At 56.3% G+C, this 24,190-nt stretch carries 24 protein-coding genes; 9 read left to right on the top strand and 15 right to left on the bottom strand.

Annotated elements, in window-relative coordinates; translation table 11 throughout:
• Positions 1 to 30: 30 nt before the first annotated feature.
• Positions 31 to 2,172, bottom strand: a complete 2,142-nt coding sequence (glgX, locus tag ACL2XO_RS06905; RefSeq protein ID WP_413726890.1) for a glycogen debranching protein GlgX — start codon at positions 2,170 to 2,172, stop codon at positions 31 to 33.
• Positions 2,173 to 2,727: 555 nt separating this feature from the next.
• Here glgX and ACL2XO_RS06900 point away from each other — a divergent pair.
• From ACL2XO_RS06900 to ACL2XO_RS06890, 3 genes are all read left to right on the top strand, one after another.
• Entirely contained in the window at positions 2,728 to 3,540 is an 813-nt protein-coding gene (locus ACL2XO_RS06900) for a shikimate 5-dehydrogenase (protein ID WP_132923166.1), read from the top strand.
• A 374-nt stretch (positions 3,541 to 3,914) separates the two neighbouring features.
• Positions 3,915 to 4,391, top strand: a complete 477-nt coding sequence (locus tag ACL2XO_RS06895) for a hypothetical protein (protein WP_132923167.1) — start codon at positions 3,915 to 3,917, stop codon at positions 4,389 to 4,391.
• 42 nt (positions 4,392 to 4,433) lie between these two features.
• Positions 4,434 to 4,859, top strand: a complete 426-nt coding sequence (locus ACL2XO_RS06890; RefSeq protein ID WP_413742437.1) for a hypothetical protein — start codon at positions 4,434 to 4,436, stop codon at positions 4,857 to 4,859.
• A 37-nt stretch (positions 4,860 to 4,896) separates the two neighbouring features.
• Here ACL2XO_RS06890 and ACL2XO_RS06885 read toward each other — a convergent pair whose 3' ends face one another.
• Positions 4,897 to 5,910, bottom strand: a complete 1,014-nt coding sequence (locus tag ACL2XO_RS06885; protein WP_413742436.1) for an alpha/beta fold hydrolase — start codon at positions 5,908 to 5,910, stop codon at positions 4,897 to 4,899.
• A gap of 153 nt (positions 5,911 to 6,063) precedes the next feature.
• Here ACL2XO_RS06885 and ACL2XO_RS06880 point away from each other — a divergent pair, with 153 nt between their 5' ends.
• On the top strand, positions 6,064 to 6,702 hold the full coding sequence (locus tag ACL2XO_RS06880; RefSeq protein WP_132923170.1) for a TetR/AcrR family transcriptional regulator: 639 nt from the start codon (positions 6,064 to 6,066) through the stop codon (positions 6,700 to 6,702).
• 264 nt (positions 6,703 to 6,966) lie between these two features.
• Here the strand turns inward: ACL2XO_RS06880 and ACL2XO_RS06875 are convergent, their stop codons facing one another.
• The 11 genes from ACL2XO_RS06875 to ACL2XO_RS06825 form a co-directional block, all read right to left on the bottom strand.
• Positions 6,967 to 7,392, bottom strand: coding sequence for a VOC family protein (locus tag ACL2XO_RS06875; protein WP_132923171.1), 426 nt, complete (start codon positions 7,390 to 7,392; stop codon positions 6,967 to 6,969).
• A 22-nt stretch (positions 7,393 to 7,414) separates the two neighbouring features.
• Complete coding sequence (locus tag ACL2XO_RS06870) at positions 7,415 to 8,491, bottom strand: PDR/VanB family oxidoreductase (RefSeq protein ID WP_413742435.1); 1,077 nt, start codon at positions 8,489 to 8,491, stop codon at positions 7,415 to 7,417.
• Complete coding sequence (gene glnT, locus ACL2XO_RS06865; protein ID WP_132923173.1) at positions 8,491 to 9,849, bottom strand: type III glutamate--ammonia ligase; 1,359 nt, start codon at positions 9,847 to 9,849, stop codon at positions 8,491 to 8,493. Before glnT ends, ACL2XO_RS06870 begins: the two co-directional genes overlap by 1 nt.
• Positions 9,850 to 9,885: 36 nt before the next feature.
• Positions 9,886 to 10,872 (bottom strand): aldo/keto reductase, encoded by a 987-nt coding sequence (locus ACL2XO_RS06860; RefSeq protein ID WP_132923174.1) that lies wholly within the window; start codon positions 10,870 to 10,872, stop codon positions 9,886 to 9,888.
• Positions 10,873 to 10,912: 40 nt separating this feature from the next.
• The gene (locus tag ACL2XO_RS06855) at positions 10,913 to 12,076 is read right to left on the bottom strand and encodes an aromatic ring-hydroxylating oxygenase subunit alpha (RefSeq protein WP_132923175.1); all 1,164 of its coding nucleotides are present in this window, start codon (positions 12,074 to 12,076) and stop codon (positions 10,913 to 10,915) included.
• A gap of 56 nt (positions 12,077 to 12,132) precedes the next feature.
• Positions 12,133 to 13,191, bottom strand: a complete 1,059-nt coding sequence (locus tag ACL2XO_RS06850) for an LLM class flavin-dependent oxidoreductase (protein ID WP_413726724.1) — start codon at positions 13,189 to 13,191, stop codon at positions 12,133 to 12,135.
• A 20-nt stretch (positions 13,192 to 13,211) separates the two neighbouring features.
• The gene (locus ACL2XO_RS06845) at positions 13,212 to 14,129 is read right to left on the bottom strand and encodes an amino acid ABC transporter permease (protein WP_341785745.1); all 918 of its coding nucleotides are present in this window, start codon (positions 14,127 to 14,129) and stop codon (positions 13,212 to 13,214) included.
• A 171-nt stretch (positions 14,130 to 14,300) separates the two neighbouring features.
• A complete protein-coding gene (locus ACL2XO_RS06840) occupies positions 14,301 to 15,080 on the bottom strand; it encodes an amino acid ABC transporter ATP-binding protein (protein ID WP_132923177.1) in 780 nt (259 codons plus the stop codon).
• Positions 15,081 to 15,122: 42 nt separating this feature from the next.
• Entirely contained in the window at positions 15,123 to 15,893 is a 771-nt protein-coding gene (locus ACL2XO_RS06835; RefSeq protein WP_413726723.1) for an SDR family NAD(P)-dependent oxidoreductase, read from the bottom strand.
• A 5-nt stretch (positions 15,894 to 15,898) separates the two neighbouring features.
• Positions 15,899 to 17,581 carry an FAD-dependent oxidoreductase gene (locus tag ACL2XO_RS06830; RefSeq protein ID WP_413726722.1) on the bottom strand — a complete coding sequence of 561 codons (1,683 nt, stop codon included), beginning with the start codon at positions 17,579 to 17,581 and terminating at the stop codon, positions 15,899 to 15,901.
• 19 nt (positions 17,582 to 17,600) lie between these two features.
• Positions 17,601 to 18,494 (bottom strand): ABC transporter substrate-binding protein, encoded by an 894-nt coding sequence (locus ACL2XO_RS06825; RefSeq protein WP_243701463.1) that lies wholly within the window; start codon positions 18,492 to 18,494, stop codon positions 17,601 to 17,603.
• Between the two features lie 376 nt (positions 18,495 to 18,870).
• On the opposite strand from ACL2XO_RS06825, the gene ACL2XO_RS06820 reads away from it, so the two are divergent.
• A complete protein-coding gene (locus tag ACL2XO_RS06820; RefSeq protein WP_413726721.1) occupies positions 18,871 to 20,037 on the top strand; it encodes a hypothetical protein in 1,167 nt (388 codons plus the stop codon).
• Here the strand turns inward: ACL2XO_RS06820 and ACL2XO_RS06815 are convergent.
• The gene (locus tag ACL2XO_RS06815) at positions 20,030 to 20,365 is read right to left on the bottom strand and encodes a DUF2002 family protein (protein WP_132923180.1); all 336 of its coding nucleotides are present in this window, start codon (positions 20,363 to 20,365) and stop codon (positions 20,030 to 20,032) included. The genes ACL2XO_RS06820 and ACL2XO_RS06815 overlap by 8 nt on opposite strands.
• A 304-nt stretch (positions 20,366 to 20,669) precedes the next feature.
• Here ACL2XO_RS06815 and ACL2XO_RS06810 point away from each other — a divergent pair, with 304 nt between their 5' ends.
• Positions 20,670 to 20,984, top strand: a complete 315-nt coding sequence (locus tag ACL2XO_RS06810; protein WP_132923181.1) for a DUF883 family protein — start codon at positions 20,670 to 20,672, stop codon at positions 20,982 to 20,984.
• A gap of 294 nt (positions 20,985 to 21,278) precedes the next feature.
• Here the strand turns inward: ACL2XO_RS06810 and ACL2XO_RS06805 are convergent, their stop codons facing one another.
• Complete coding sequence (locus ACL2XO_RS06805) at positions 21,279 to 21,404, bottom strand: AgrD family cyclic lactone autoinducer peptide (RefSeq protein WP_413726720.1); 126 nt, start codon at positions 21,402 to 21,404, stop codon at positions 21,279 to 21,281.
• On the opposite strand from ACL2XO_RS06805, the gene nrdH reads away from it, so the two are divergent.
• Genes nrdH through nrdE form a run of 3 tightly spaced genes read left to right on the top strand, consistent with a single transcriptional unit; the run spans position 21,403 to position 24,182 of the window.
• Positions 21,403 to 21,642: a glutaredoxin-like protein NrdH gene (nrdH, locus tag ACL2XO_RS06800; RefSeq protein WP_132923183.1), complete on the top strand. Its 240-nt coding sequence runs from the start codon at positions 21,403 to 21,405 to the stop codon at positions 21,640 to 21,642. The two genes, ACL2XO_RS06805 and nrdH, sit on opposite strands and share 2 nt — an antisense overlap.
• A 6-nt stretch (positions 21,643 to 21,648) precedes the next feature.
• A complete protein-coding gene (gene nrdI, locus ACL2XO_RS06795) occupies positions 21,649 to 22,050 on the top strand; it encodes a class Ib ribonucleoside-diphosphate reductase assembly flavoprotein NrdI (protein WP_132923184.1) in 402 nt (133 codons plus the stop codon).
• Positions 22,032 to 24,182, top strand: coding sequence for a class 1b ribonucleoside-diphosphate reductase subunit alpha (gene nrdE / locus ACL2XO_RS06790; RefSeq protein ID WP_413742434.1), 2,151 nt, complete (start codon positions 22,032 to 22,034; stop codon positions 24,180 to 24,182). Before nrdI ends, nrdE begins: the two co-directional genes overlap by 19 nt.
• Positions 24,183 to 24,190 lie beyond the last annotated feature (8 nt).

Here is a 24,190-nt window from a genome sequence, read left to right as displayed (position 1 = left end):
GTGTAAAGGAGCACGCCGTCCTACCGGCCCTTACCCCCGCACCATGGTGGTCTTGGTATTCACCAGCTCAAACAGCGCCACGGTCCTGGAGGGACAAGTATATTTATGGCCGAAGCCGAAGCTGTGCTCATTGATATCGTCCGGCTGGAACGTATCAAAGATATGCCGCCAACCGTAACCGTGGGCCACTTCCGGCAAGGTATACACCACATCCTCATGGGAGGCGCTGAACAGCAGCAAAACGGTACTGAGGGAGCCGACCCGCAGCAGGCCGGTGGGCTGTGAACGACCGTCCAGCAGCATACCGATACTTTTCAGCTGGGCATCACCCCATGACTCCTCGGTCATCTCCTCGCCATTGGGCTGGAACCAGGTCACATCCTTGATGTCCAGTTTTTCATTGCGCTGCCCGGTGAGGAAACGTCCCCGATGCAAAATCGGGAACCGATCCCGCAACGCGATAAGCCGATAGGTAAAGAGAATCAGCGATTCTCCTTTATCGGTGATATTCCAATCCACCCAGGAGATATCATCGTCCTGGCAATAACCGTTATTATTGCCCTGCTGGGTACGGGCGAATTCATCCCCCGCCAGCAGCATCGGCGTGCCTTGGGAAAACATCAGGCTCGCCAGCATATTGCGCATCTGCCTTAGCCGCAAAGCATTGATGGCCGGGTCTTCGGTGGGCCCCTCAACGCCATAGTTGGCGGAATTATTATCGCTATGGCCGTCGCGGTTATCCTCTCCATTGGCTTCGTTATGCTTGTTCTCATAGGAAACCAGATCGTTGAGGGTAAAACCGTCATGGGCAGTGATAAAATTCACCGACGCATGGGGCTTTCGTCCGCGGTGGTTGAAAATATCCGCCGAGCCGGCCAGCCGGGTGGTGAATTCCGCCAATTGGCCCTCATCGCCGCGCCAGAATTTGCGCACCGAATCGCGATACCGATCGTTCCACTCCGACCAGCCTGGAGGAAAACCGCCCACCTGATACCCGCCGGGGCCGCAATCCCAAGGTTCGGCAATCAGTTTACATTGGCTGAGCACCGGATCCTGGCGGCAGGTATCCAGAAACCCGCAGCCTTCGTCAAAGCCGTAAATCTCCCGCCCGAGGATGGTGGCCAGGTCGAAGCGAAAGCCATCCACCTGCATCTCCGTTGCCCAGTAACGCAGGGAGTCGGTGACCATTTGCAGCACCCGCGGATGGCTTAAATTCAACGTATTGCCGGTACCGGTATCGTTGATGTAATAACGCTTCTCTTCGGGAAACAGCCGGTAATAACTGGCATTGTCTATGCCTTTCAAAGAGAGGGTCGGCCCCAGTTCATTCCCTTCGGCGGTATGGTTATACACCACGTCCAGAATCACTTCGATGCCGGCGGCATGAAGGGTGGCTATCATCTGCTTGAATTCATAAACCGACGACGTGGCCATGTATTGCGGATGCGGGGCGAAAAAGCACAGGGTATTGTAGCCCCAGAAATTGTGCAGCCCTTTTTCCTGTAAATGGCGATCGTCGGTGAAAGCATGGATCGGCATCAGCTCAATAGCGGTAACGCCGAGAGACTTAATGTAATCCACGATCTGGGGTACGCTCAGGGCCGAAAAGGTGCCGCGCAGATGTTCGGGCACCGCCGGATGGCGCATGGTATAGCCGCGCACGTGGGTTTCGTAGATCAGGGTTTTTTCCCAGGGGATAAAACTCTTGCCGTTCGCCGGCCAGGAAAACGCCGGATCGATAACCCGGCACTTAGGCATGAAAGGCGCGCTGTCCCGTTCATCTATGCTCAGGTCTTTATCGTCGGCGTTAAAATCATAACCGAACAGCGCATCATCCCATTTCAATTCGCCACGGATCTGCTTGGCATAAGGGTCGAGCAGCAGCTTAGCCGGATTGAAGCGATGCCCCTCCTCCGGGGCATGTGGGCCATGCACGCGATAACCATACAGCAGACCCGGCCGGGCATCCGGCAGATAGACGTGCCAGACTTCATCGGTATATTCCGGCAGTTCGATGCGGTCATACTCAACGCCTTCCTCGTCGAACAGACAGAGTTCCACCTTGGTGGCATGGGCGGAGAAGAGGGCAAAATTCACCCCAAGGCCGTCCCAGGTCGCGCCAAGGGGCACCGGCTTGCCTTCCCTGACGCGGGTTTTGCGATCGGCGTCCAGCCGCTGGACAATATCGTTATCTGAATTGGGGTGGACGATACGCACCCCTTTGTCATCAATGGTAATTTCCACCTGGTTATCGACTTTGCTTGCCATGGTGGTTGTGGTGGTAGGAAAAACCACTTCATTTTTCTTCGAGGATCCCTTGGCCATCCAATTCTTCTCCTGCGCGCATTTAGACGAATTCCGACTTCCGCTGCCTTAACCCGTGCCGATGACGGCATCGCTCCCGGAGCGGGCAATAATTAACCCGCCTTTGGAATCAATGGCTGATGGCACATAAATTTAAAACAGGTATTGGGCGTTGCTTTTCGTATGAGTCCGGGGTGGAAGTAACAGACCATGTTCGAAGTGTAGTACCGCTTTGCGGTTCTGCCAGAAGTCCGCACGGCGAATCTACATCGCTCGCCGGCCGGTGCCTGAAGGATTAGCGATGTGATATGCTGCCGGTTAAGGATAAAACCAGGCCGGGCAGCAACTTGGCACCGCTGTATCTAAGCGACATTCCGGCATAACAGACAATTCTTGAAAAAAAAGAGACACAGGATAACCGCCATGAATATCAATAAAGATACCTTGCTTTGCATGTCTTTGGCCGCGCGGCCGGGTAATTTCGGCACCCGTTTCCATAATTATCTCTATGAACAGCTCAATCTGAATTACATCTATAAAGCCTTCACCACGCAGGATCTGCCGGCCGCCATCGGCGGGATCCGCGCACTTGGAATCCGCGGCTGCGCGGTGTCGATGCCCTTTAAAGAAGCGTGCATTCCCTATCTGGACGAACTTGATCCTTCGGCAAAAGCCATCGATTCCGTCAATACCATCGTGAATACCGATGGCTATCTAAAAGCCTATAACACCGACTATATCGCCATTGCGCAGTTGATAAAACAGCATGGTATCAATCCGCAGACCTCCTTTGTCCTGCGCGGCAGCGGCGGCATGGCAAAAGCGGTGGCCGCCGCGTTCCATGACGCCGGATTCCACAACGGCACCATTGTCGCGCGCAACGAGGAAACCGGCCGGCGGCTGGCGGATTTGTATGGTTATGCCTGGCAGGAGGACGACAGCACAACCCCCGCCGCCTTGCTGATCAATGTTACCCCGGTGGGTATGGCCGGCGGCGCCGGCGCAGACGCCCTCTCCTTTAGCGAGCAGCGCATAGCGCAGGCCGAAATCGTGTTTGACGTCGTGGCGTTGCCGGCGCGGACTCCGCTGATTCAAGCCGCGCAGGCGCAGAACAAACCGGTGATTACCGGTGCCGAAGTCATCGCGATCCAGGCGCTGGAACAATTCGTTCTGTATACCGGCGTTCGCCCGGACCATGAGCTGGTACAGCGCGCGGCCGCCCACGCCCGTAGCTGACCCATGGCGGTTCCCCCCGGCGGGGCCATAACGGCAGGCCGTCATCTCAAAAGATGATGGCCTGGGCTCGTTGACAACGCGCCCCAGGCTGCCAGATCGTAGCAATAGGGTAAATCAGGCCGTGAACCCCTCCCCGAAGGGCGCGATCATCCTCCCAGAGCCAAGCCATGCCAACCGGAACCGATGCGCCCGAACCGGGTGCAACCCATGCACCATGGTAAAACATCCCTGAACCGGCGCGTATCCTCCTTTCCAGGGCCGACCACAACATTCTGATTTGAATAGATATTAATCACGCATGAGCGTTGGCATACTCCTTGCTTATTAATTAGTTAATTAATTAACACGCCTTTTTCATGATGATGGAGACCAACATGTCCGTTGATGAAGTGATAAAACGTTTCGAAGAGGAACGTGAGAAAATCTGGTTTGAACAGCCCGCTGAAGTGCGAGACCTGGGCAATGGCATCGTCCCCCGGAATACCGGATCGCGCGGACAATACCTCAGCACCATCATTTTCGCCGAAGGCGAAGCGAGAACCATGGCGGATGAAATGCTGTGGGGGCTTATCAGGGTGGCGGAAGATACCCAAGCGGATCTGCCGACCCTGCAAGCCATCATCAAAGAAATCATCGGTTATAAAGCGGATTTTTTTGATTTCGTCAGCCTGCCCCACGCCGCCAGCCTGATTCATTTATATGTGGACACCGCCTGCAAATGCACCACGCTGGACGAACTGTGCCGTTTGTCCCATGCGGCATTGTCCTATGCCAACCGTTTGCATATGTGGGTCGATTTTATTCTGCCCTGGGGCCTTGGCGATGGATTCCGTCGGGTAAAACCGGCCTGATCCGCTTCTTATCCCTTTTCTCCTCAAATAACAGGAAACAGAATGAAACTCAGAATGAACGTTGCAGACCAGCCGATTTGCGTTATCGAGGTATGGGAAGATAAAGTCCCTAATCTGGTCAAGGAACTGCGAAAGAAACTGCCGATGAAAAGCGTATTGCAGCACGGTAAGCTCATCGGCGATATGGTCTTTTTTACCATGCCTATCGTGGCGCCCTGGGAAAATAAATTCAGAACAGAAGAAGTGGGAAAAATGCGCCGGGAAAAATACGGCAAGTGCACCGGCTCGGTTTGCTTTTACAGCCCCCGCCAGCAGTTTTGCGTGGTGTACGGCGATGATACCGCCGAAGAACCGCTGCCTATCTCCTATATCGGCGAAGTTATCGAAGGTGAATTGCCCTTGCGCGTCACCGGCCTGGAAACCTGGTTTGACCAGGGACGGGTGGTGGAGCTGGAAATTATCGAATAGCGCCGGCCGCAAAGCATTCACCCGTTTTATTGAGGCGTCAGTCTTTTTGCGGCAATAACTCAGCCATTCCCTGCTCTATCAGCGCGGTTTCAGCGGCAAAACGGCCGGGAGCGCCGGCACAATGACCGTATGGCGACCGGATAGGACGCCATACGGCGCGGCTTAACAGCCGGTATTCTTTAAACGCCTCCTCCTCGGTAAAATAGCTATCCGTATCGCAGGGCATGATAATCGCCCTGGCCCTAATCCCGCTTATCGCCTCCTCGAACCGGCCGCCAAACGCCGGATCCCGGCTAATATCCGCCTGCTGCCAGGTCGCCAGCATGCACAACAGATCGTTGGCATCCCATTGGCAGTGATCCCGCTCCCACTCCCGCAGCAGGTCCTCCACGGTGGCAAAATTAAGGTTCCGGTATAATTCATCGCGATAAAACGCCGCTGAATAGGCCCAACCGGCATAACAGCGGCCAAAGGCAGCCAAGCCGGCCCGCGGCGGTTGGCGATAGTTGCCGTGATCAAAAGCCGCGTCCGCCAGCAATGCGGCTTTCACTCCCTCGAGAAAGACAAAGTTCAGCGGCCAGCAGCGTGCGCTGCCGCAAATGGACAGAAACGCTTTTACCTGTTGCGGGTATAGCGCCGCCCAGTGCCACGCCTGCATCGCCCCCATTGACCAGCCCGCCACCAGGGCCAGTTCCCTCACCCGCAGATGTTCCGTCAGCAGTTGATATTGCGCGCGGACATTATCCCCCACGCTGACGGCGGGAAAACCCGCCCCGCCCTGGCGTGGTGAATTGCTTGGCGAACTGGAAATACCGTTTCCAAACATATTCACAGCAATGATGAAATAACGGGCCGGATCCAGCGCCCGGCCCGCACCGATGATTGAACGCCATGAACGGTGGGTACCGGTATACCACGACGGCAACAGCACGGCATTGTCCCCCCGGCTATTCAAGGTCCCGTGGGTTTCGTAAGCCAAAACGGCGTCATCAAGCACCTCTCCGGATTGAAGCCGGAAGTTGCCCAGCGCATAACGTTCATAATCTGCCATGGTTTTTCCTTATCAACGCAAAGCTAAGGTAGGTATTAATTAATCAAATAGTTAACTTGTTGATGATTTCTTGGCTATGGTAGAATTTAGCCATTGAGTCCCCCTCGTCATGTTGCGTGACGGGAACAGCAGGCACCGGCCGCGGCATCTTCTATGAAAAACAGTGAAACCAACGAAAAATCCACAATCAAAAATGGTAAGCATGCTCAAAACGATGTAGCCAATATCTTACAGGACTCGGCGCTGGAATTATTTGCCAAGCAAAATTACTCATCGGTACGTATAAAAGACATTGCCGAGGCCACCGGCCTTAATTCCGCGCTCATCTATTACTATTTCGGCTCCAAAGAAAATCTGTTTCTAAAAGTCATTGAATCCACGGTAGAAAAGGCCTTTGAGAAATTTGACTCCATCAAGATGAACGCCTCAAACCCAAAAGACGTACTGTTTCTTTGGATCCAGATTCATATTTTACAATTTTACCTGCTGCAAAAACTGGCCAAAATCAGTCTTGATTACGCAGGCACCAACGGACGCACCCCCGAAATAGATAAAGCTATTCGGAAATTCTATGAAAAAGAGTCCGTGATACTGAAAAATACCCTCAAAGACGGCATAACCGCCGGCGTATTCCGGGATGTCAATCCGGTGGATATGGCGATGTTTATTTCAACTTTTCTCGACGGCGTATTATTCCGCACCGTAATGTTCCCCAAATTCAAATATAAACACGCCATCAGCTGCATGCGTGAATTCGTGTTTGAACACCTGGAAATCAAACCGGCCCCATAAACCAGGCCCGCGATCGCCGAACGCGCAACGAACGTGTTAAAGGGAGAGCGCGCCAATGGGGTCGACGCGGGCGTGGTTTTACCGCCCGCCGAAGCGCCCCATGGCACGCTAGGCCCGCGATCGCCGAACATGCAACGAGCGTGTTAAAGGGAGAGCGCGCCAATGGGGTCGACGCGGGCGTGGTTTTACCGCCCGCCGAAGCGCCCCATGGCACGCTAGGCCCGCGATCGCCGAACGCGCAACGAGCGTGTTAAAGGTCGCCCCTCACTTGGCAAACAGCTGGCCGATATCCTTAAACGCCTTGAATTCCAACGCATTCTGGCACGGATCGAGCAAAAACATCGTCGCCTGCTCCCCCACCTGCCCTTTAAATCGAATATACGGCTCAATCACAAAGGCGGTATTTCGCTCCGTCAGCCGTTTCGCCAGCGCCTCCCAATCATCCCAGGCCAGCACCACGCCGAAATGCGGCACCGGCACATCATGGCCGTCCACCGGATTGGTATGGGCATGATCCTGACTGGCGGTTTTCGGATGCTCATGGATAACCAACTGATGACCGAAAAAGTCAAAATCCACCCACTGCTCACTGCTGCGCCCCTCCTCGCACCCGAAGATATCGCCATAAAAATGGCGGGCGGCGGCCAGGTCGTAAACCGGTATCGCAAGATGAAAAGGCGCTACGGACATAGTGTGATTCCTCTGCTAACAATTAAAGGTCAATAACCAGGGTTGATGAAAGCGAACGGGAACAACAAAGCAAAATCTTCGTGTTGGCCGCCTTCTCATCCGCACTTAAATACTCATCCCGATGATCCGGTACTCCCTCTTTCACCTGTGCCAGGCAGGTACCGCACAACCCCTGGCCACAGGAAATCTCTACCCCGACACCGGCATCATTCAGCGCGTCGGCAATGGTCTGCTCGGCGCTGACCGGGATAATTTCGCCGGTGCCGTGGATTTTTACCGCAAAGGCTTTTTCGCCGGCCACCTTGGGCGGAGCGAAAGATTCACAATGGCAATCCTCCGACGGTATGCCCAGAGCAACACAGCGATCGCGGATGGTTTGCATAAATTCCGTCGAGCCACAGTAATAGAGCTCAAACCGCCGGTAACGCTGCCGCCAGTCATGCAATATCCCTTCCAGCGATCCGTCTCGGCCTGACATAGCGGCATCCCCGGCGGACGCCATGGCCGCCGCATCCTCAGGCAGCGGATCCGACGGCGGCCCCAAGGCCGCATCCACCTGGACCGCTGCCTGCCGGGGCGGCCGGGTTTGCGTATCCACCAGGATATCACCCGCTATCTCCCTATAGTCCGGCTCCTCCGCCAGGGCCGCCAAGGTGTCGGCACGGCCGAAATAGTGCAGCAGATACTCCCGGCCCTGGCGCTTGAGGGCCAACGCCATCAATAACAACGGCGTAATGCCGATGCCCCCCGCCAGCAACAGCGTCGGGCCGGGATGCGGTTCCAGCGGAAAGTGATTGCGCGGCTCGCCGACAGCCAAGGCCACCCCCGGCAGCAGTTTTTCGCGGATGACCTGGCCGCCGCCCTGCGAGTGCCGGGTCACCAGAACCGCCAGCTTATAACGGGTACGCTGCGCCGGATCGCCGCACAGCGAATAGTAGCGCAGCAATCCCCCCGGCAGCTGCACCGGGATATGCGCGCCGGCGGCAAAGGGCGGCAGCGGCCCGCCGTCGGGACGGGCCAGGGTGATAATGATGACGCCGGTGCCCCGATCCTTCCTCTCCGCCACCACCACCTCAAACAATTCAGGTTGTCCGCTCATCAGAATATTGTACTGTACTGGTCGATTTCCCATTGGCTGACATGGAGATGGTAATTGTTCCATTCCTGGGTCTTGTACTTAACGAATTCATCCCGCAGCGCGGTGCCGAGGGTGGCTTCGACAAAGGGGTCGGCGGCAAAGGCTTCCACCGCTTCCAGCAGGTTCTGCGGCAGGAAATCAATGCCCCGCGCCCGCCGTTCCTGTTCGCTGATGGAATAGAGATTGTCTTCGTTGGGCTCCCGCGGATCGATTTTCTCGCGAATGCCTTCCAGCCCGGCGGCCAATGCCAGGGTGGCGGCCAGGTAGGGATTCACCGCGCCGTCGGCATTGCGGGATTCGCAGCGACCGCCCCCGGCCGGGACCCGAACCGAGTTGGTGCGGTTATTGGAGCCGTAGGAATTGAATACCGGCGCCCAGGAGAAGTAGCTCATGGCCCCCTGGCGCACCAGACGTTTGTAGCTGTTGACGGTGGGCGCGAATGCCGCGCACAGCGCCCGGCCGTGCTTGAGCAAGCCGCCGATAAAATAGTAGCCGGTGTCGGACAGGCCCAGGCCGCGCGGGTCATCCCGGGAAGCAAAGATATTCTCGCCGCTGGCGATATCATATAAAGACATATTGAAATGCGCGCCGGTACCGGTTTTATTGGCGAAGGGTTTCGGCATCATGGTGGCCACCAGTCCCCGTTCCTTGGCGTAATGCTTCGCCATGAAACGGAAGAAAATAAAACGATCGCAGCTGGTTAACGCATCGGCATAGTTAAAATCGAATTCAAACTGGGAATTGCCGTCTTCATGATCCAGCGAATAGAGATCCCAGCCCAGATCGTTAATAGTACGGGACATGGTATCCAGCCAGTCGAACTGATCGACAAATCCCTGCAGATCATAGCATGGCTTGTTTAATTTATTATCCGCGTCCGGTACTGATAACCCACCGTCTTCATCCCGTTTCAACAGATAGATTTCACATTCGATGCCGAGATTGAACCCAAAGCCCATCTTGTTGGCCTGCGCCAAGACGTTTTTCAGCGCCACCCGAGTGTTTAACGCATAGGGCTCGCCTTTAAAGGCATTATCCGCCGGCATCCAGGCGATTTTCGGTTCCCAGGGCAGCTGGATAATATGATCCAGGTCCGGCACCGAGGTGAGTTCGTCCTCATTGGGAAGCTGGCCCAGACCGTCCAGGGCATAGCCGGTATAGCGCTCCGAACCGGCCGCCATCTGGCTGAAATGGCTGAGGGGGACCACTTTGCCCTTGGGCACGCCGTGGATATCCACATAGGCGCCCATGCAATACTCCACCCCTTTTTGCTTCAACTGTTCCGCGATGTCCGCTATCTGCTGATGACTTTTTTTCATAATAGGCTCTGTATAAGAAAGATAAAAAATACCGGCTCAGGTATGTTCAACCACCTGATGGGGAATGTAGGGCGCCTCAAGGGCGGCTATTTCTTGCTCCGTCAGCACCAGCTCCGTCGCCGCGACGGCATCGGTGAGGTGGCTGAACGCGGTGGCGCCGATAATGGGCGCCGTCACCGATGGCTTGGTGAACAGCCAGGCCAGCGCCACCTGGGCTTGGCACACCCCGCGCCGGGCGGCGACATCCGTTACCGCCTGGATGACTTCCCGGTCCGCCTGTTCGGTGGCGGTATAAAGAAAGCGGGCGTAGGCATCGTCGGCGCCGCGATCGGTGGCGGCGCTCTGCTGCCACGGCCGGCTGAGCCGTCCCCGCGCCAGCGGACTCCACGGGGTGACGCCGATGCCCTCGGCCCGACACAGCCCCATCATTTCCCGCTCCTCTTCCCGATACAGCAGATTGAGATGGTTTTGCATGGCGATAAACGGCGTCCAGCCGTTTTCCCGCGCCACATGAAGCGCCTTGCAGAACTGCCAGGCATACATGGACGACGCGCCGAGATAACGCACCTTGCCCATCTTCACCAGGTCGTGCAGCGCTTCCAGCGTCTCTTCAAGAGGCGTCTCGTAGTCCCAGCGATGAATCTGGTATAAATCAATGTAATCGGTGTTCAGCCGCGTCAGGCTGGCATCTATTTCCGTCATAATGGCCTTGCGGGACAGACCCTTGCCGTTCGGCCCCGAATGCATGGGATTAAACACTTTGCTGGTGATCACCACCTCGTCGCGACGGGCGAAATCCCGCAGTGCGCGGCCGAGGATTTCTTCGCTGTGCCCCTTGGAATAGGCGTTGGCGGTATCAAAAAAATTGATGCCCAGCTCCAGCGCTTTTTGAATAAACGTGCGGCTTTGCCGTTCATCCAGGGTCCAGCTATAGCCGCTTTTGTCCGGCGCGCCATAGGTCATGCAGCCTAAACACAGCGCGGAGACGTCCAGCCCGGACCGTCCGAGTTTTTTCATTTTCATGCCGATTACCTTTTTTATCCTGCCGGCGTGAGCCCGCGCGTCAGATGCGAGTACGTATATAGTTCGCCAAATGCCAGACCGTGGTTTCCAAATGTCCCAGGCGTCCCGGCCCGGCCAGCTGCGATGCGCTGCCCCGTTGCTGGGCCGAATTAATCATCAGATCTTCATCGATGATGGAGAGGCTGGATGCTTTCATATCGGCGGCGGTCTGCGCAAAAGAGGGCTGCGCGCTGGAGGCCTTGGACACCAGCACCAGACGATGCCAGACGGTCATGTGCTTATTGATGGGCAGCAGGGTGCTGATACTGAGCCGATCCGGATTGAGGCCTATCAGGCAGCCGGGATAAATCAGCATCAGATGGATTTGCCGCATATCCTCTTCGCTAAAGCCGGTTAAAGGAATCAGCCCTTCCGTCAGCACTTCGGACAGTTCGCCGTTTTTGCGCAGCGGCTGGTGGCACAGGGTCCAGCCGGGGCCGTCTTCGCCGATATAACTCAGCCGGCCGGGAAAACTGTCTTCCAGGGTGGTACGGTGCACCGCGGAGTGGTGATAGCACTCCATAAAGGTCTCCACCGCCATTTTCCAGTTGAACGGGCAGTCGTAGTCCAGGGTATAGGCGGTGTCCAGTTCAGCCACCTGGTATTTATCCAATAGGGCGTTGAGGGGCTTTAACCGCTGGGCAATGGATTCCACCTGCTCTGAAAAGGTAATGAAAATCATGCCGTGAACGATTTCACTGCGAATGACCGGCAGACGGCACTGCTTGCGGTCGAAATCCGCCGCCTGATTCATATAGGGCGTGCCGATAAGGTTACCCGTAATATCGTAGGTCCAGTTATGGAACGGGCAGACAAACGCCTTGCAGTTGCCCTGGCCGCTCACCACCGGCGCCCAGCGGTGCAGGCAGACGGCGGACATGACGCTGACGCCCTCGGCGTTGCGTACCACCACCAGCGGCTCGTTAACGATATCCAGCGTGAAATAATCCCCCAGCGCCGGAATTTGCGATACATGGCCGACGAATACCCAATCGCCGCGAAATATTTTTTCCATTTCATGAGAAAAAAATGCATCGCTATTATAGGCTTCCGGCGGTAACGTCTCGGCCAGGGCGGAATTATCGGACTGCTGCCGTTTAATCTTTTCGATTATCATCCCGCAGTCGTCACCGGCAACAGGTATTCGCTGTGAATATTCAGGCATGGACTCTCCCCTTTAATAACAAAGCATATTGGGTAATACATTTAACGTAATAAGACTTAACGAATATCCACCGTGACTTTACCCAAGGCCCGTTCCAATAATGGAATCACCTCCAGGCCGAATTTTTCCAATGATTGCCTGGCGGCGGCAATGGGCATATCGCCAAATTGGAAAAAACAGTTGTAATGGGACGGATTCAAATCCTTGACTTCCTGGATAATACGTTCGGCCACATGCTGGGCATCGCCAATAATCAGATTATCCCGAATCACCGAGGCATCCGGTTCATCAGGGAATTTGGGGGCGTGGATAAAAGCGCCTTCGGTACTCATCTCCTTGCCGTGCAGCGCCGCAATCATCCGGGCCACGAACAGCGCCCGCTCGGCGGCTTCCAGGGCGGCTTTTTTGCTGTCGGTGACATGGATATACTGCTGTACCGCCACCGGCGTATCCGCCGGCAGGCCGGCCTCATGCCATTCCCGCCGGGCGTCGTCCACCATGGTTTTCAGCCGCGGCGAACCGCGCCAGCCGGCGGTCATGAAGGCGGTGGGCCGCCAACGGCTGAATCGCTGCAACAGCGCCGGCTGGGCGGTGGTGATAAACACCGGCGGCAGGGGCTGCTGCAGCGGCCTGAGCAAAAAGTCCGTTTTAATGTGCTGCCCTTGCCATGACAGCGTCTCGGTCTGTCCGTCCACCAGCGCCGACTCGATAAATGCCCACTTATCCAGCAGGATATCGTTGCGCCGCGCCACGTCCATGCCATAGCGGTCAAATTCGTAGGCCTGGTAGCCGCTGCCGATGCCCAACACCAGGCGGCCGTCGGTCAACCGGTCCACGAGGGCGATTTCCTGCGCCAGGCGCATGGGTTCATACAGCGGCAAAACGATAACCGCGGTACCGAGTTTGATTCGCCGGCAGTATCCCGCCATATGCGCGGCCATTAACAGCGGCGATACGCTGATGGAATAATTGCTGAAATGGTGTTCGGCAAACCAGGCGGTTTCAAACCCTATTTCTTCCGCCAGGCCGACCATGCTGCGCATATCATTAATGACGCCCTGGATTCCCTGCGGATTATCCTGGTATGACATTAAATTAAACAATCCCAATTTCATTGCCTGCTCCCGTCCAACCTTTAATTCCGAGCGAATCTATCGGCGGTTTGACCTTTACGGAATATGTTTTCAATCCGCCCCTGTATCCAGCTCAATATCGTGGTGGCAAATAAATACCAAATACAGGCAACAATCAGTAACGGAATATTTTCAAACGTCCGAGAATAAATAGATTGTGCCGAATACAACAAATCCGATAACGAAATCACGCTGACCAACGAGGTGGTTTTCAGCATCCCTATCACCTGGTTCCCGGTGGGAGGGATAATAAAGGGTATCGCCTGCGGCAAAATAATGCGTCGCAACCACAATCCTTTATTCATGCCCAGCGCGCGAGCCGCCTCCTGCTGACCGGTATCCACCGATGACATGCCCGCCCGGATGATCTCCGCCATGTAGGCCGCCTCGTTCAATCCCAATCCCAATATGGCGGCGGTATAGGGGGTAATCAGATCGTTCATACTGCCCTGGTATAGCGTAAACACGTGGGGTATGCCGATATAGACCTCTGGATAAAGCGCGGCCAGGTTATACCAGAAAATCAACTGCACCAGCACCGGCGTACCGCGAAAGAACCAGATATAGCCGGAACTGAAACGCGACAACAGCGGGTTGGCGGATAACCGCAGCGTGGCGATAAAAACACTGAGCACAATCGCCAAGGCCATAATCACCGCCGTCAGCCATACCGTTACCCATAATCCCGACAGGATAATGGGAGAAAACAGGTAGTGCCCCACAATGGACCAGCCGAAATTCTCATTCATCACCATGGACCGGATAAGCAGGATCAGCAGCAAAACGCACACCGCCACTGAAATCCAGCGCCCGGGGTAACGGGTGGGTATGACCACCAGGGCATCATGGGGAAACGCTTTTTCGTGCGCGGCGTCTATTTGTCGCTGCCGCATGGCACGGTATTGCTGATTGTCTGTCATCTCATCTCTCTTAACCGCAGAAGGATAGCGCAATGGCAGCCACACATTTAATTAATCAGTTAATTAATAATATGCACTTGCATTCTCTTACTGTCAATGAAAATCCAGCGCTGAATTTAATTTTTCAATTAACAATAAATACTTTAAAAACAATATATTAAACATAGCCCATCACTGTGAAAGATATTTAGCCAAAAACGAGCGGGTTCGCGGGTGCTGCGGCCGCTGGAACAGTTCCTCCGGCGAGCTCTTCTCAATGATCGCGCCGTTATCCATAAACGCGACGCTGTCCCCCACTTCCCGGGCAAACGCCATTTCATGGGTTACCACCACCATGGTCATTCCCTCTTTTGCCAAATCCCGCATCACATCCAGCACTTCTCCCACCAATTCCGGATCCAGCGCGCTGGTGGGCTCGTCAAACAGCATCAGGGTAGGCTTCATCGCCAGCGCGCGGGCAATGGCCACCCGCTGCTGCTGGCCGCCGGAAAGCTGCGAGGGATAGGCGTCAAACCTATGGGACAATCCCACCCGTGCCAGCAGCGCCTTGCCCTGCTCCAGCGCCTCGGCACGCGGTATTTTGCGTACCCGCTGCGGCGCCTCGATGACATTCTCCAGGGCGGTCATATGGCCGAAAAGATTGAAGCGCTGAAAGACCATGCCGATTCCGGCGCGTTTTCGGGCGATCTCCGCTTCCTTGAGCTCATAAAGCTTATCCCCCACCTGACGGTAGCCCATCAGCTCACCTTCCACATACAGCGCCCCGCCGTCGATTTTCTCCAGATGGTTGATGCAGCGTAAAAAGGTGGACTTACCGGAGCCGGAAGGGCCGATGAGGCACGCAACCTCCCCCCGCCGGATCCGGATGTCCACGCCTTTGAGGATCTCATTGCCGTGGAATTGTTTTACCACTTGGTATGCGGCAACCGCCGGCGTCGTGGTGTCGGGCATGTTGGGTTCCTCTTTATGAATAAGAATGAAAAGCCCGGCTGTTCATCGGGTCATATACCAGGTGCAAAGGCCACCGCCGTCCACCGCCAGCATATGGCCGGTGGTATAGGCGGCGTCGCTGAGCAGATAGAACACCGCCGACGCCACTTCCTCCGGCAAACCCGCGCGGCGCAGCGGCAAGCGGGCCACTTCCGCCGCCAGCTGCGGCTCCCGTTGCTGCCAGTCATCGTCGGCGTCCCGGATGGGCCCCGGGCTGACGCCATTAACCCGGATGCCGTAATCCGCCCATTCAACGGCCATTTGCCGGGTCAGGTTGACTACCGCCGCTTTACTGGCGCCGAAAGCGCCGGCGCCGGGATAGCAACGGTGCGCCGAGGCGCCGGCGATATTGACGATGCCGCCGCCGCCCTGGGCGCGCATCTGTTTCGCCGCCTCGGTGGCCACCACAAAACAGCCGGTGAGGTTGGTGGCAATCACCTGCCGCCATTGCTGGTCATCCAGGGTCAATAAGGCGCCTTGGGCGACGGCGCCGGCATTGTTCACCAGCATATGGATACCGCCGAAGCCGGCGGTGATGGCCGCAATGTGCTCCCTTACCTGCTCCCGCTCGGTAATATCGCCATAATAGGCCGCTCCCCGGCCGCCCAGGGCGCGGATTTCCGCCATTAGGCTCTCCCCGGCGGCCCGATCCTGCCTGAGGAGTAATGCAATATTGGCGCCAGCCTGTGCCAGCCGCAGGGCAATAGCCCGGCCGATGCCTTTTGATCCGCCGGTGATAAGCGCGGTTTTCCCCGCCATCAGCGTATTTTCCATTACTTTTATTTCTCCGGTGAAGAGGAAGCGGAGTCGCCGCCATGCACCAGGGCGCGTCCGCAGATATAACCCCAGGTCAGATTCGGTCCCAGGGTGGTGCCGGCGCCCACGCCGCGGGTGCCGATGGGATTGGCCATAGCGACGCCGGCGCAATACAGGCCGCGGATAACCGTGCCGTCGCGGTGTATCACCCGGCCGAATTCATCCGTACGCGGGCCGCCTTTAGTGGCCAGGAAGGTTCGGTTGAACGGTATCGCGATAAACGGACCGCGCGCTATTTTCATTAACCCGCCGTGAAAACGGCGATCTCCCGCCCCATGGCCGGTGGCCAGATGGCGCTGAAAATCCTCGTCCACACCCCGTTCGCAACAGGCGTTGAAGCGCGCCACCGTCTCCTCCAGCGCGCCAGGCGGCAGCCCCAGCAGGGCCGCCAGCCCGCCCAAGGTCGCCTCGCGGCGCAGCCAGCCTTTGCTGCGCAGGGCACAGACCGACAAAAGCGGCGCCCGCCACAGCAGCCGGCTGTCGGCGATAAGCCACGCGGGAAGATGCAGCGGCAGGCCGCTTTGTTCACAGCGCTCGTCCAGCGCCTCGCCGAGATTGAACTGGAATTCGTTGGTAAACCGCCGGCCGTGGCGGTTCACCAGAATGATGTTCGGTTCATATTGAAAAAACACCGACAAACCGTAAGGCCGGCCTTCATAGCGGGTGGGCAGGGATCCGCTGATGTTGGCCTGATCCATATGGGCCAGCTGCGCGCCCGCCGCCTCCGCCATGCGATGCCCGTCGCCTTCGTTGGTCCGCGGGCTGGAGATGGCATCGAAAGGACCGGGAAAATGGACGGCCCGGCGCCGGGCATCCCATTCGAATCCCCCGCTGGCCAACACTACGCCCCGGGCCGCCGTCACCTTGATCAGGCGGCCGTGCCGGGCGACCCATGCCCCGGTGACCCCCTGTTCCCCCTCGGTAATCAGTTCCAGCACCCGCGCCGCCGTCTTCACCCGGCAGCCGTTGGCCAGACACCCCGCCAGCAGCCCGGTAATCAGCGCCGCGCCTTTGGTCCGGGTAGATGTAAGCCGCCGCCAGACCAGGCGCGGCGCCAGTTTGGCCGCCACCCGGAACGGATGATGATAAATGTCTTCGCGGATCACTTCCTGATAGGTGTACACCTGCGGCAGCGGCGATGTCCTGATGGGCCAGGGGCGGGAGCCCAGCACCGCCGCCCGCAAAGGCGCGGGGGTTACCATCCTGCCGAAGGCTTTGGCCCCGTCAAAGGCCATGAGGGGATCGGATTCCGGCGTCAGCTCAAAGCGCAGCGGGGTGTGTTTTTCCAAAAAGGCCAGCATCTCCGGCGCGCAGCGGCAAAACTGCTGCCAAAGAGGGTCCTCCGTCTCCCGCCATCCGTCCGGGGCGGTGGCGCGTAAATAGGTCAACGCTTCTTCCGGGCTGTCCGCCACCCCCTGCGCCAGGGCGTGATGATTGGCCGGCACCCACACCGCGCCGCCGGACATGGCAGAGGTCCCTCCCAGGCTTTCGGCCTTTTCCATCACCAGTACCGACAGCCCCGCCACGGACGCGGCGAGGGCCGCGCTGAGGGCCGCGCTTCCCGACCCCACCACCAGCACGTCGCACGCCATGGTGACGTCGGCGACAAGCGGGCCTGCTCCCCGCGCCGGACTTACCGATTGCATATTGCCCGCCACCGCCGGATTACATGGGACGGGTGGTGAAGAGATTGATGCCCGGCTGCTCCAGCTTCACCGGATCCAAATCCCACTTTTTCATGATGCGGTCATACTCGCCGTTGTCCCACAGCACCTTTAACGCCCCCAGCAAGGCCTGGGCCAGCTGCTGGTTATCCGGCTTCACCACGATGCCCAGATAATACCTCGGCATCAGGGGCATGGTGACGGTGCGTATCGGACGTGGCGCCGCTTTTTTAATGGCTGCCGCCGCGGCGGCGTCATTCAGGACAAAATCGATACGGCCGGAATAGAGGGCCAGCAGTACGGCATCCGCCGAAGGCAGCGTGGTGACGTTAATCGCCGGCTTGCCGTTCTTAACGCAGTTGGGGCTGAAAATTTCCGTCACGGCATGCTGGAAATCAGTGCCGGACTGTACGCCCACCTTCAGGCCGCAGAGGGACAACGGATCGCTGACGATGCTTTTGTTGCCCGCCAGGGTATAGACTTCATTGGTGGCATAGGCGTAATTCACGAACGTAACCTGTTTTTCCCGCTCCAGGCTGTCGGAGATGCACTCCATGGCCATATCGTAACGGCCGCTTTTCACGCCGGGAATCAAACCGTCGAAATCAATGGATACCGGCTTTACCGCCACCCCTAGCACCTTGCCCAGGGCATCCCACAAATCGGGTTCGAACCCCAGCATGGTTTTGTTATCCTCGGCGAAGACTTCGCAGGGAGGATAGTGGGCATCGGTAACCAGATTGATATAGCCGTGGTTCTTGATGTTTTCCGGCAGCATATCGTGCAAGGTTTTATCCATGGCGATAGGCGTGCCGTCCGCTGCGTAAACCATACTTCCCAGAGCCAAACCTGCGCACAGCAACAGCGTATGGGGCAGCATAAATAGTTTTCTCATTCCTCGGAACTCCTGAAACGTCTTTACCCGGTTAACCCGATAATCAGGGCGGATCAGCCAAAAATGTGTCCTAACGCCCGTGGCCGTGACCTGGCGTTACCCTTTAAATTAGCAACTAGCGTGCCATCAATTAACTAATCAATTAATTAACTGATTAATTATGTAATCATTAGGTTTGCTGCCGGCGCCAGCGTCCCTGGGCGTATAATAAATGAGCGTTAAGAGTGCAAATGTTGCATTTTTTCATCAAAAAAGTGCAGGCGTTTCCGCTGCTACACAGCAAAGCCAAGCAGCGAATCGCTAATGGCGATATATGAAAGCCAAGAGGAAATACAAATTATAGAATTGAACTAACTTGCTTATTAAAGGGAAAAAAATGGCCTTCGATATTCAACCATCGCCGGTAAATACTAAGGGCATACCGTCTGATTATCCGGAAAAAAATTCCTTTTACGATCGGTGGCCCACGGAAGACCGCCGTTTGCTTGACGAACTTAAGGAGCGGGCCACACGAAACGATACCGCAAGTATTGAATACCTCTTCACCCTGGCCTGCGAAGCCAGTGAGAGGGGGGCCGAGGCTGAAGATTGTCTTTTCGATTTATATCGCGGCAAGGGACCCGACGATACCCGGCTAAGAGAGCAGATAGGCAAAGACAGCCTGCGGCTTTTTACCCTGGTTCAGCAAAGAAACCAAAACACGCGGCGTGAAAGCACCGACATATGGGAATTGCCTGCCTCATTGTTGCTTATGGCCGCTTTCGAAGCCCAAAGCGGGTCGGAACAGCAGGCTGAACTCTTTGGTAAATTACAGAATTCATCAATATTCTTACACTATGTCAGTGAATTGGAAGAGAATACCGCTGAATCGGCTTTGGCAACCAATCGATTCATTTCCTCAGCCGAAATAGACGCTTTTGCCAACGCGCTTGAGGTCGATAGCACCCTCACATTCTATCCCGCCGCCAACGTTTCCCAGAGTGAGGTTACTGATGGGAACCACAGACGGGTGCTCTTATCGCTGGAATCCCCTGATGCCGACTCCCGGCGCATGTCGTTTGGCGGAGCCTATAATGCTTCCGACGGCATATCCGCCTCGGAACCCGCGGCCGGCTTTATTCCGTTGCTTTTCCGTGACCACTGGATTCTGTTCGGCTGGTTTATCAACGCAGATGAGCAAAAAGAAGCGATCGTCCTGGACAGCTCGCATTATTTGAATAACGACGAGAAAAATTACCTGGTTGATCTTGCCCATCGCTGCGGGGTCGGACAGCAGCAAGAGGTGACATTTATCGACGATAATTTACAAGAAAACGCACCCAACGCCTGTGGTCTTTTTGTTGCTAAAGCTATGGAAAGTCTTGCCGGAGATTCACTTTCGCGGGTTGGGAAAGCCTACCCCAAGGAAACGCTCAGAAGCTTTGCCGGACAATTCTCCGCAACCCACCTCGACAGCGTTGAAGAGCAGCGTCTGTTCAATCGCCATGGGCGCGCCGAGCTGTATGCCATAATGGCGCGGTCCCTTAATGAGTCGCTTAATTGAACATCTTTTTCAAATAATGGTGCAGCGACGCGCGGGAACTGAAGCCGTGGGGTATTCCGTAATGACTGTCCGGCGTGCCCTGAGGGTCGGCGGGGAAAGCGCGGTAGCTGTCGCTGGAGCGTACCGGCGAGGTCGGGGCGGCAAACAGGCTGCTTTTATCCCGCAGGGAAGGGTGTACCACCAGGGCGGTTCGGCCCATTTTGGCTTCCCGGTTAACGTAGACATAATGATGCCCTTTGCGGTAACCGTAGCATTGTTGAGTGATATAATCTCTTTCAAAACCGGCGTTTTCAAGTACGCGAGCGACTTCATCGGGTCTTAAATACATGGTTCGTCCTCTTTTAGTCCGGGTGAAGTTTCACAGTAATGTAATCAGTTAAGGGGCTCGTCTGTAGACGGCCGGCGCTTTTTCGGAATATTCCAAAAATCGGAAAACTTTTCCTATCCCTTTCCCCCGCTTCGCCTGTAAAGGCTTGACCGGCCGCCCGTTTCGCCTATCCCGGCCCCTGCGTGTCCCCTGCTGGAATTTTGTTTTTATCTCGTGTAATCCAGCCCGAAACCGCCGGCATGCCAGCAAGAAGCCCCTGAATGAACTAAAGTTAAATCACTCAATAACCGAAAGGGAGAAACACATGTTTACGAATACTGAAAAAGACGGGATCCAACGGGATATCAAAGACGATGTTTCTCTGTTAGCCGACACTTTGGATGAATTGCTCAACACTTCCGAAAAAACAACGCAAGAACAGCTGGACGCGTTGCGCAGCAAAGCCAAAGGCGTATTGAAAGATGCCCGTGCCCGCGTGAACGGCACCAGCCGTCTGGGCCAGTATGCGCGCGATACCGCTATTCAGACCAAAAATTATGTTGTTGAAAAACCCTGGCAGAGCCTGGGCATCACCACCGCGGTAGGCATAGTCCTCGGCGTGCTATTATCCCGCCGTTAAAATTACTGCCCGGCCGGGTGTCCGGCCGCTGACCCTCCTGACCAGGCAATATTGACCGCTCTTGCCAAAGAGCGGCGAGCTTGTTGACAAAGTGCCCGGTGGGGACAGGCCGCCAGATCGTAAACACGCCGTAAATCCGTCCCTGGAGGCTCGATCCGCGCCGTCCCTGGCGCGGACGGTTTACTCTTCTGGCAGCCTGTCCCTACTTATTAACGCCGAGTACGTTTGTCGGCAGTCTGACCGCTCTTGCCAAAGAGCGGTTTTTTTATGTCGCCGCTTTGCCTTCCCCCTGCATTAACACCATATATTGCGTGGTTGATAAAAATAATATCTACATATAGTATTAACGACAGATTCCACCACTACCCGTGCCGCACAAATCCACTTGGGATTGTTACTTGAGAGGTAAATACGAATCATGAGCATTACTATTTACACTAAACCGGATTGCGTTCAATGTCACGCCACCTGTCGCGCCCTGGACAGCAAAGGCCTTCTATATCGGAAAGTGGATATTCTGCAGGATAGGCAGGCGCTGGATTATGTCCGTTCCCTGGGCTACCAGCAGGTGCCGGTGGTGGAAACCGCCGGCGACAGCTGGAGCGGCTTCAGGCCGGACAAGATAAGCGGTCTGGCCGCCGCGGCCATGGCCTCGTAAACCGCTATGGCCACCCTGGTTTATTTTTCCAGCAGCTCGGAGAATACGCACCGCTTCGTCGGCAAGGTCTCCCTGCCCAGCGTGCGGATTCCCCTGGCGACGTCGCAGCGGCTGCGAATGGATAGCCCCTATATCCTGATTACTCCCAGCTATGGCGGCGGTAGCCGGCACGGGGCGGTACCGCCCCAGGTGATCCGTTTTCTCAATGATGCAACGAATCGTTCCTGGCTGCGCGGCGTCATCGGCGCCGGTAACCGGAATTTTGGCGCGGCGTTCTGTCTGGCGGGCGACATCATCGCCAAAAAGTGCCAGGTTCCCTTTCTTTATCGTTTCGAATTACTGGGAACAGCGGAAGACGTGCGCCAGGTACGTGAAGGAGTGACCGAATTTTGGCAACGACAGAACTGAACATCACCCGCCCCGGTCCGGAACTGGCGGATTATCATGCTTTAAACGCCATGCTGAATCTGTATGACTCGGAAGGCAAGATACAATTCCATAAAGATCGTCAGGCCATAGACTGCTACCTACAGCAGCATGTCATCCCCAACAGCCGGCGGTTTCCGTCCCCCGCGGCCAGGTTGGACGCCCTGGTGGCGGAAGGTTATTACGAAGCGGGGGTACTGGCGCCCTACTCCGCTGAATTTATCGCCGAGCTGTACCAACGGGCGGATGCGCACCATTTCCGTTTCCAGACCTTTATGGGAGCCCTGAAGTTCTACACCGGTTATGCCCTGAAAACCTTTGACGGCCGGCACTATCTCGAACGTTATGAAGACCGGGTCTGCATGGTGGCGCTGACCCTGGCCGCCGGCGACGGCGCCCTGGCCGTCCGCTTGATGGAAGAGATGATGACCGGCCGCTTCCAGCCCGCCACGCCGACCTTTCTCAACTGCGGCAAACAGCAGCGCGGGGAATATGTCTCCTGTTTCCTGCTGCGCATCGAAGACAATATGGAGTCCATCGGCCGCTCGGTCAATGCGGCGCTGCAGCTGTCGAAACGCGGCGGCGGCGTGGCGTTTATGCTCACCAACCTGCGGGAAGCTGGGGCGCCCATTAAACGCATTGAAAACCAGTCTTCAGGGGTGATCCCGGTGATGAAAATGCTGGAAGACGCCTTTTCCTATGCCAATCAGCTGGGGGCGCGCCAGGGCGCCGGCGCGGTCTATCTCCATGCCCACCACCCCGACATCATGCGCTTTCTCGATACCAAGCGGGAAAACGCCGATGAAAAAATCCGCATCAAAACCCTGTCCCTGGGCGTGGTCATCCCCGATATCACATTTGAACTGGCGCGTGACAACCGCCCGATGTATCTGTTTTCTCCCTATGACGTGGAACGGGTCTATGGCGCGCCATTTTCCCAGCTCAATATCAGCGAGAAATACCATGAGATGGCGGCGGACAGCCGCATCCGCAAAACCGCCGTCAACGCCCGGCAGTTTTTCCAGACCCTGGCGGAGATCCAGTTCGAATCCGGTTATCCCTATATGGTTTTCGAGGATACGGTTAACCGCGCCAACCCCATCGCCGGCCGGATCAATATGAGCAACCTCTGTTCGGAGATCCTGCAGGTGAACAGCGCCACGCTTTACAATGAGGATTTAAGCTACCGCGAGGTGGGCAAGGATATTTCCTGTAACCTCGGTTCGCTGAATATCGCCCGCACCATGGATTCGCCGGATTTCGGCAATACGGTGGAAACCGCCGTGCGCGGCTTAACCGCGGTGTCGGACATGAGCCGGATCGCTTCCGTTCCCTCCATTGTCAAAGGCAATGACGAATCCCATGCCATCGGTTTGGGGCAAATGAATCTGCACGGCTACCTGGCGCGGGAACATATTTACTACGGTTCCGAAGAAGGGGTGGATTTTACCAATATCTATTTTTATACCGTGACCTATCATGCCCTGCGGGCCTCCAACCGGCTGGCCATTGAACGGGGGAAGTCGTTCAGCGGCTTCGGCGATTCCCGTTATGCTTCCGGCGAGTACTTTCGTCCGTACCTGGAGCAGGTTTGGCAACCGCAAACGGAACGGGTGCGAAGTTTATTCGCCGACGCCGGCATCGCCCTGCCGGGCCGCGAGGAGTGGCTGGCTCTGCGTGACTCGGTGATGGCGCACGGGTTGTATAACCAAAACTTGCAGGCGGTGCCTCCCACCGGCTCTATCTCTTACATTAATCATTCCACCTCCAGCATCCATCCCATCGTGTCTCCCATCGAGATCCGCAAGGAGGGCAAGACCGGACGGGTCTATTATCCGGCTCCCTATATGGATAACGACAATCTGCAGTATTTCCAGGACGCCTATGAGATCGGGCCGGAAAAAATTATCGACACCTACGCCGCCGCCACGCGGCATGTGGATCAGGGCCTGTCGCTGACGCTGTTTTTCCGTGATACCGCCACCACCCGGGATATCAACAAGGCGCAGATCTATGCCTGGAAAAAAGGCATCAAGACGCTGTATTACATCCGCATCCGTCAGTTGGCGCTGGAGGGGACGGAAGTCGCCGGCTGCGTCTCCTGCGCACTGTAAACCAAGGA

The organism is Sodalis sp. RH15 (genome assembly GCF_047324255.1).
GTDB lineage: Bacteria > Pseudomonadota > Gammaproteobacteria > Enterobacterales > Enterobacteriaceae > Acerihabitans > Acerihabitans ligni.
Note: the sequence above shows the minus strand (reverse complement) of the source record. Positions and strands in the feature narration are given on the sequence as shown.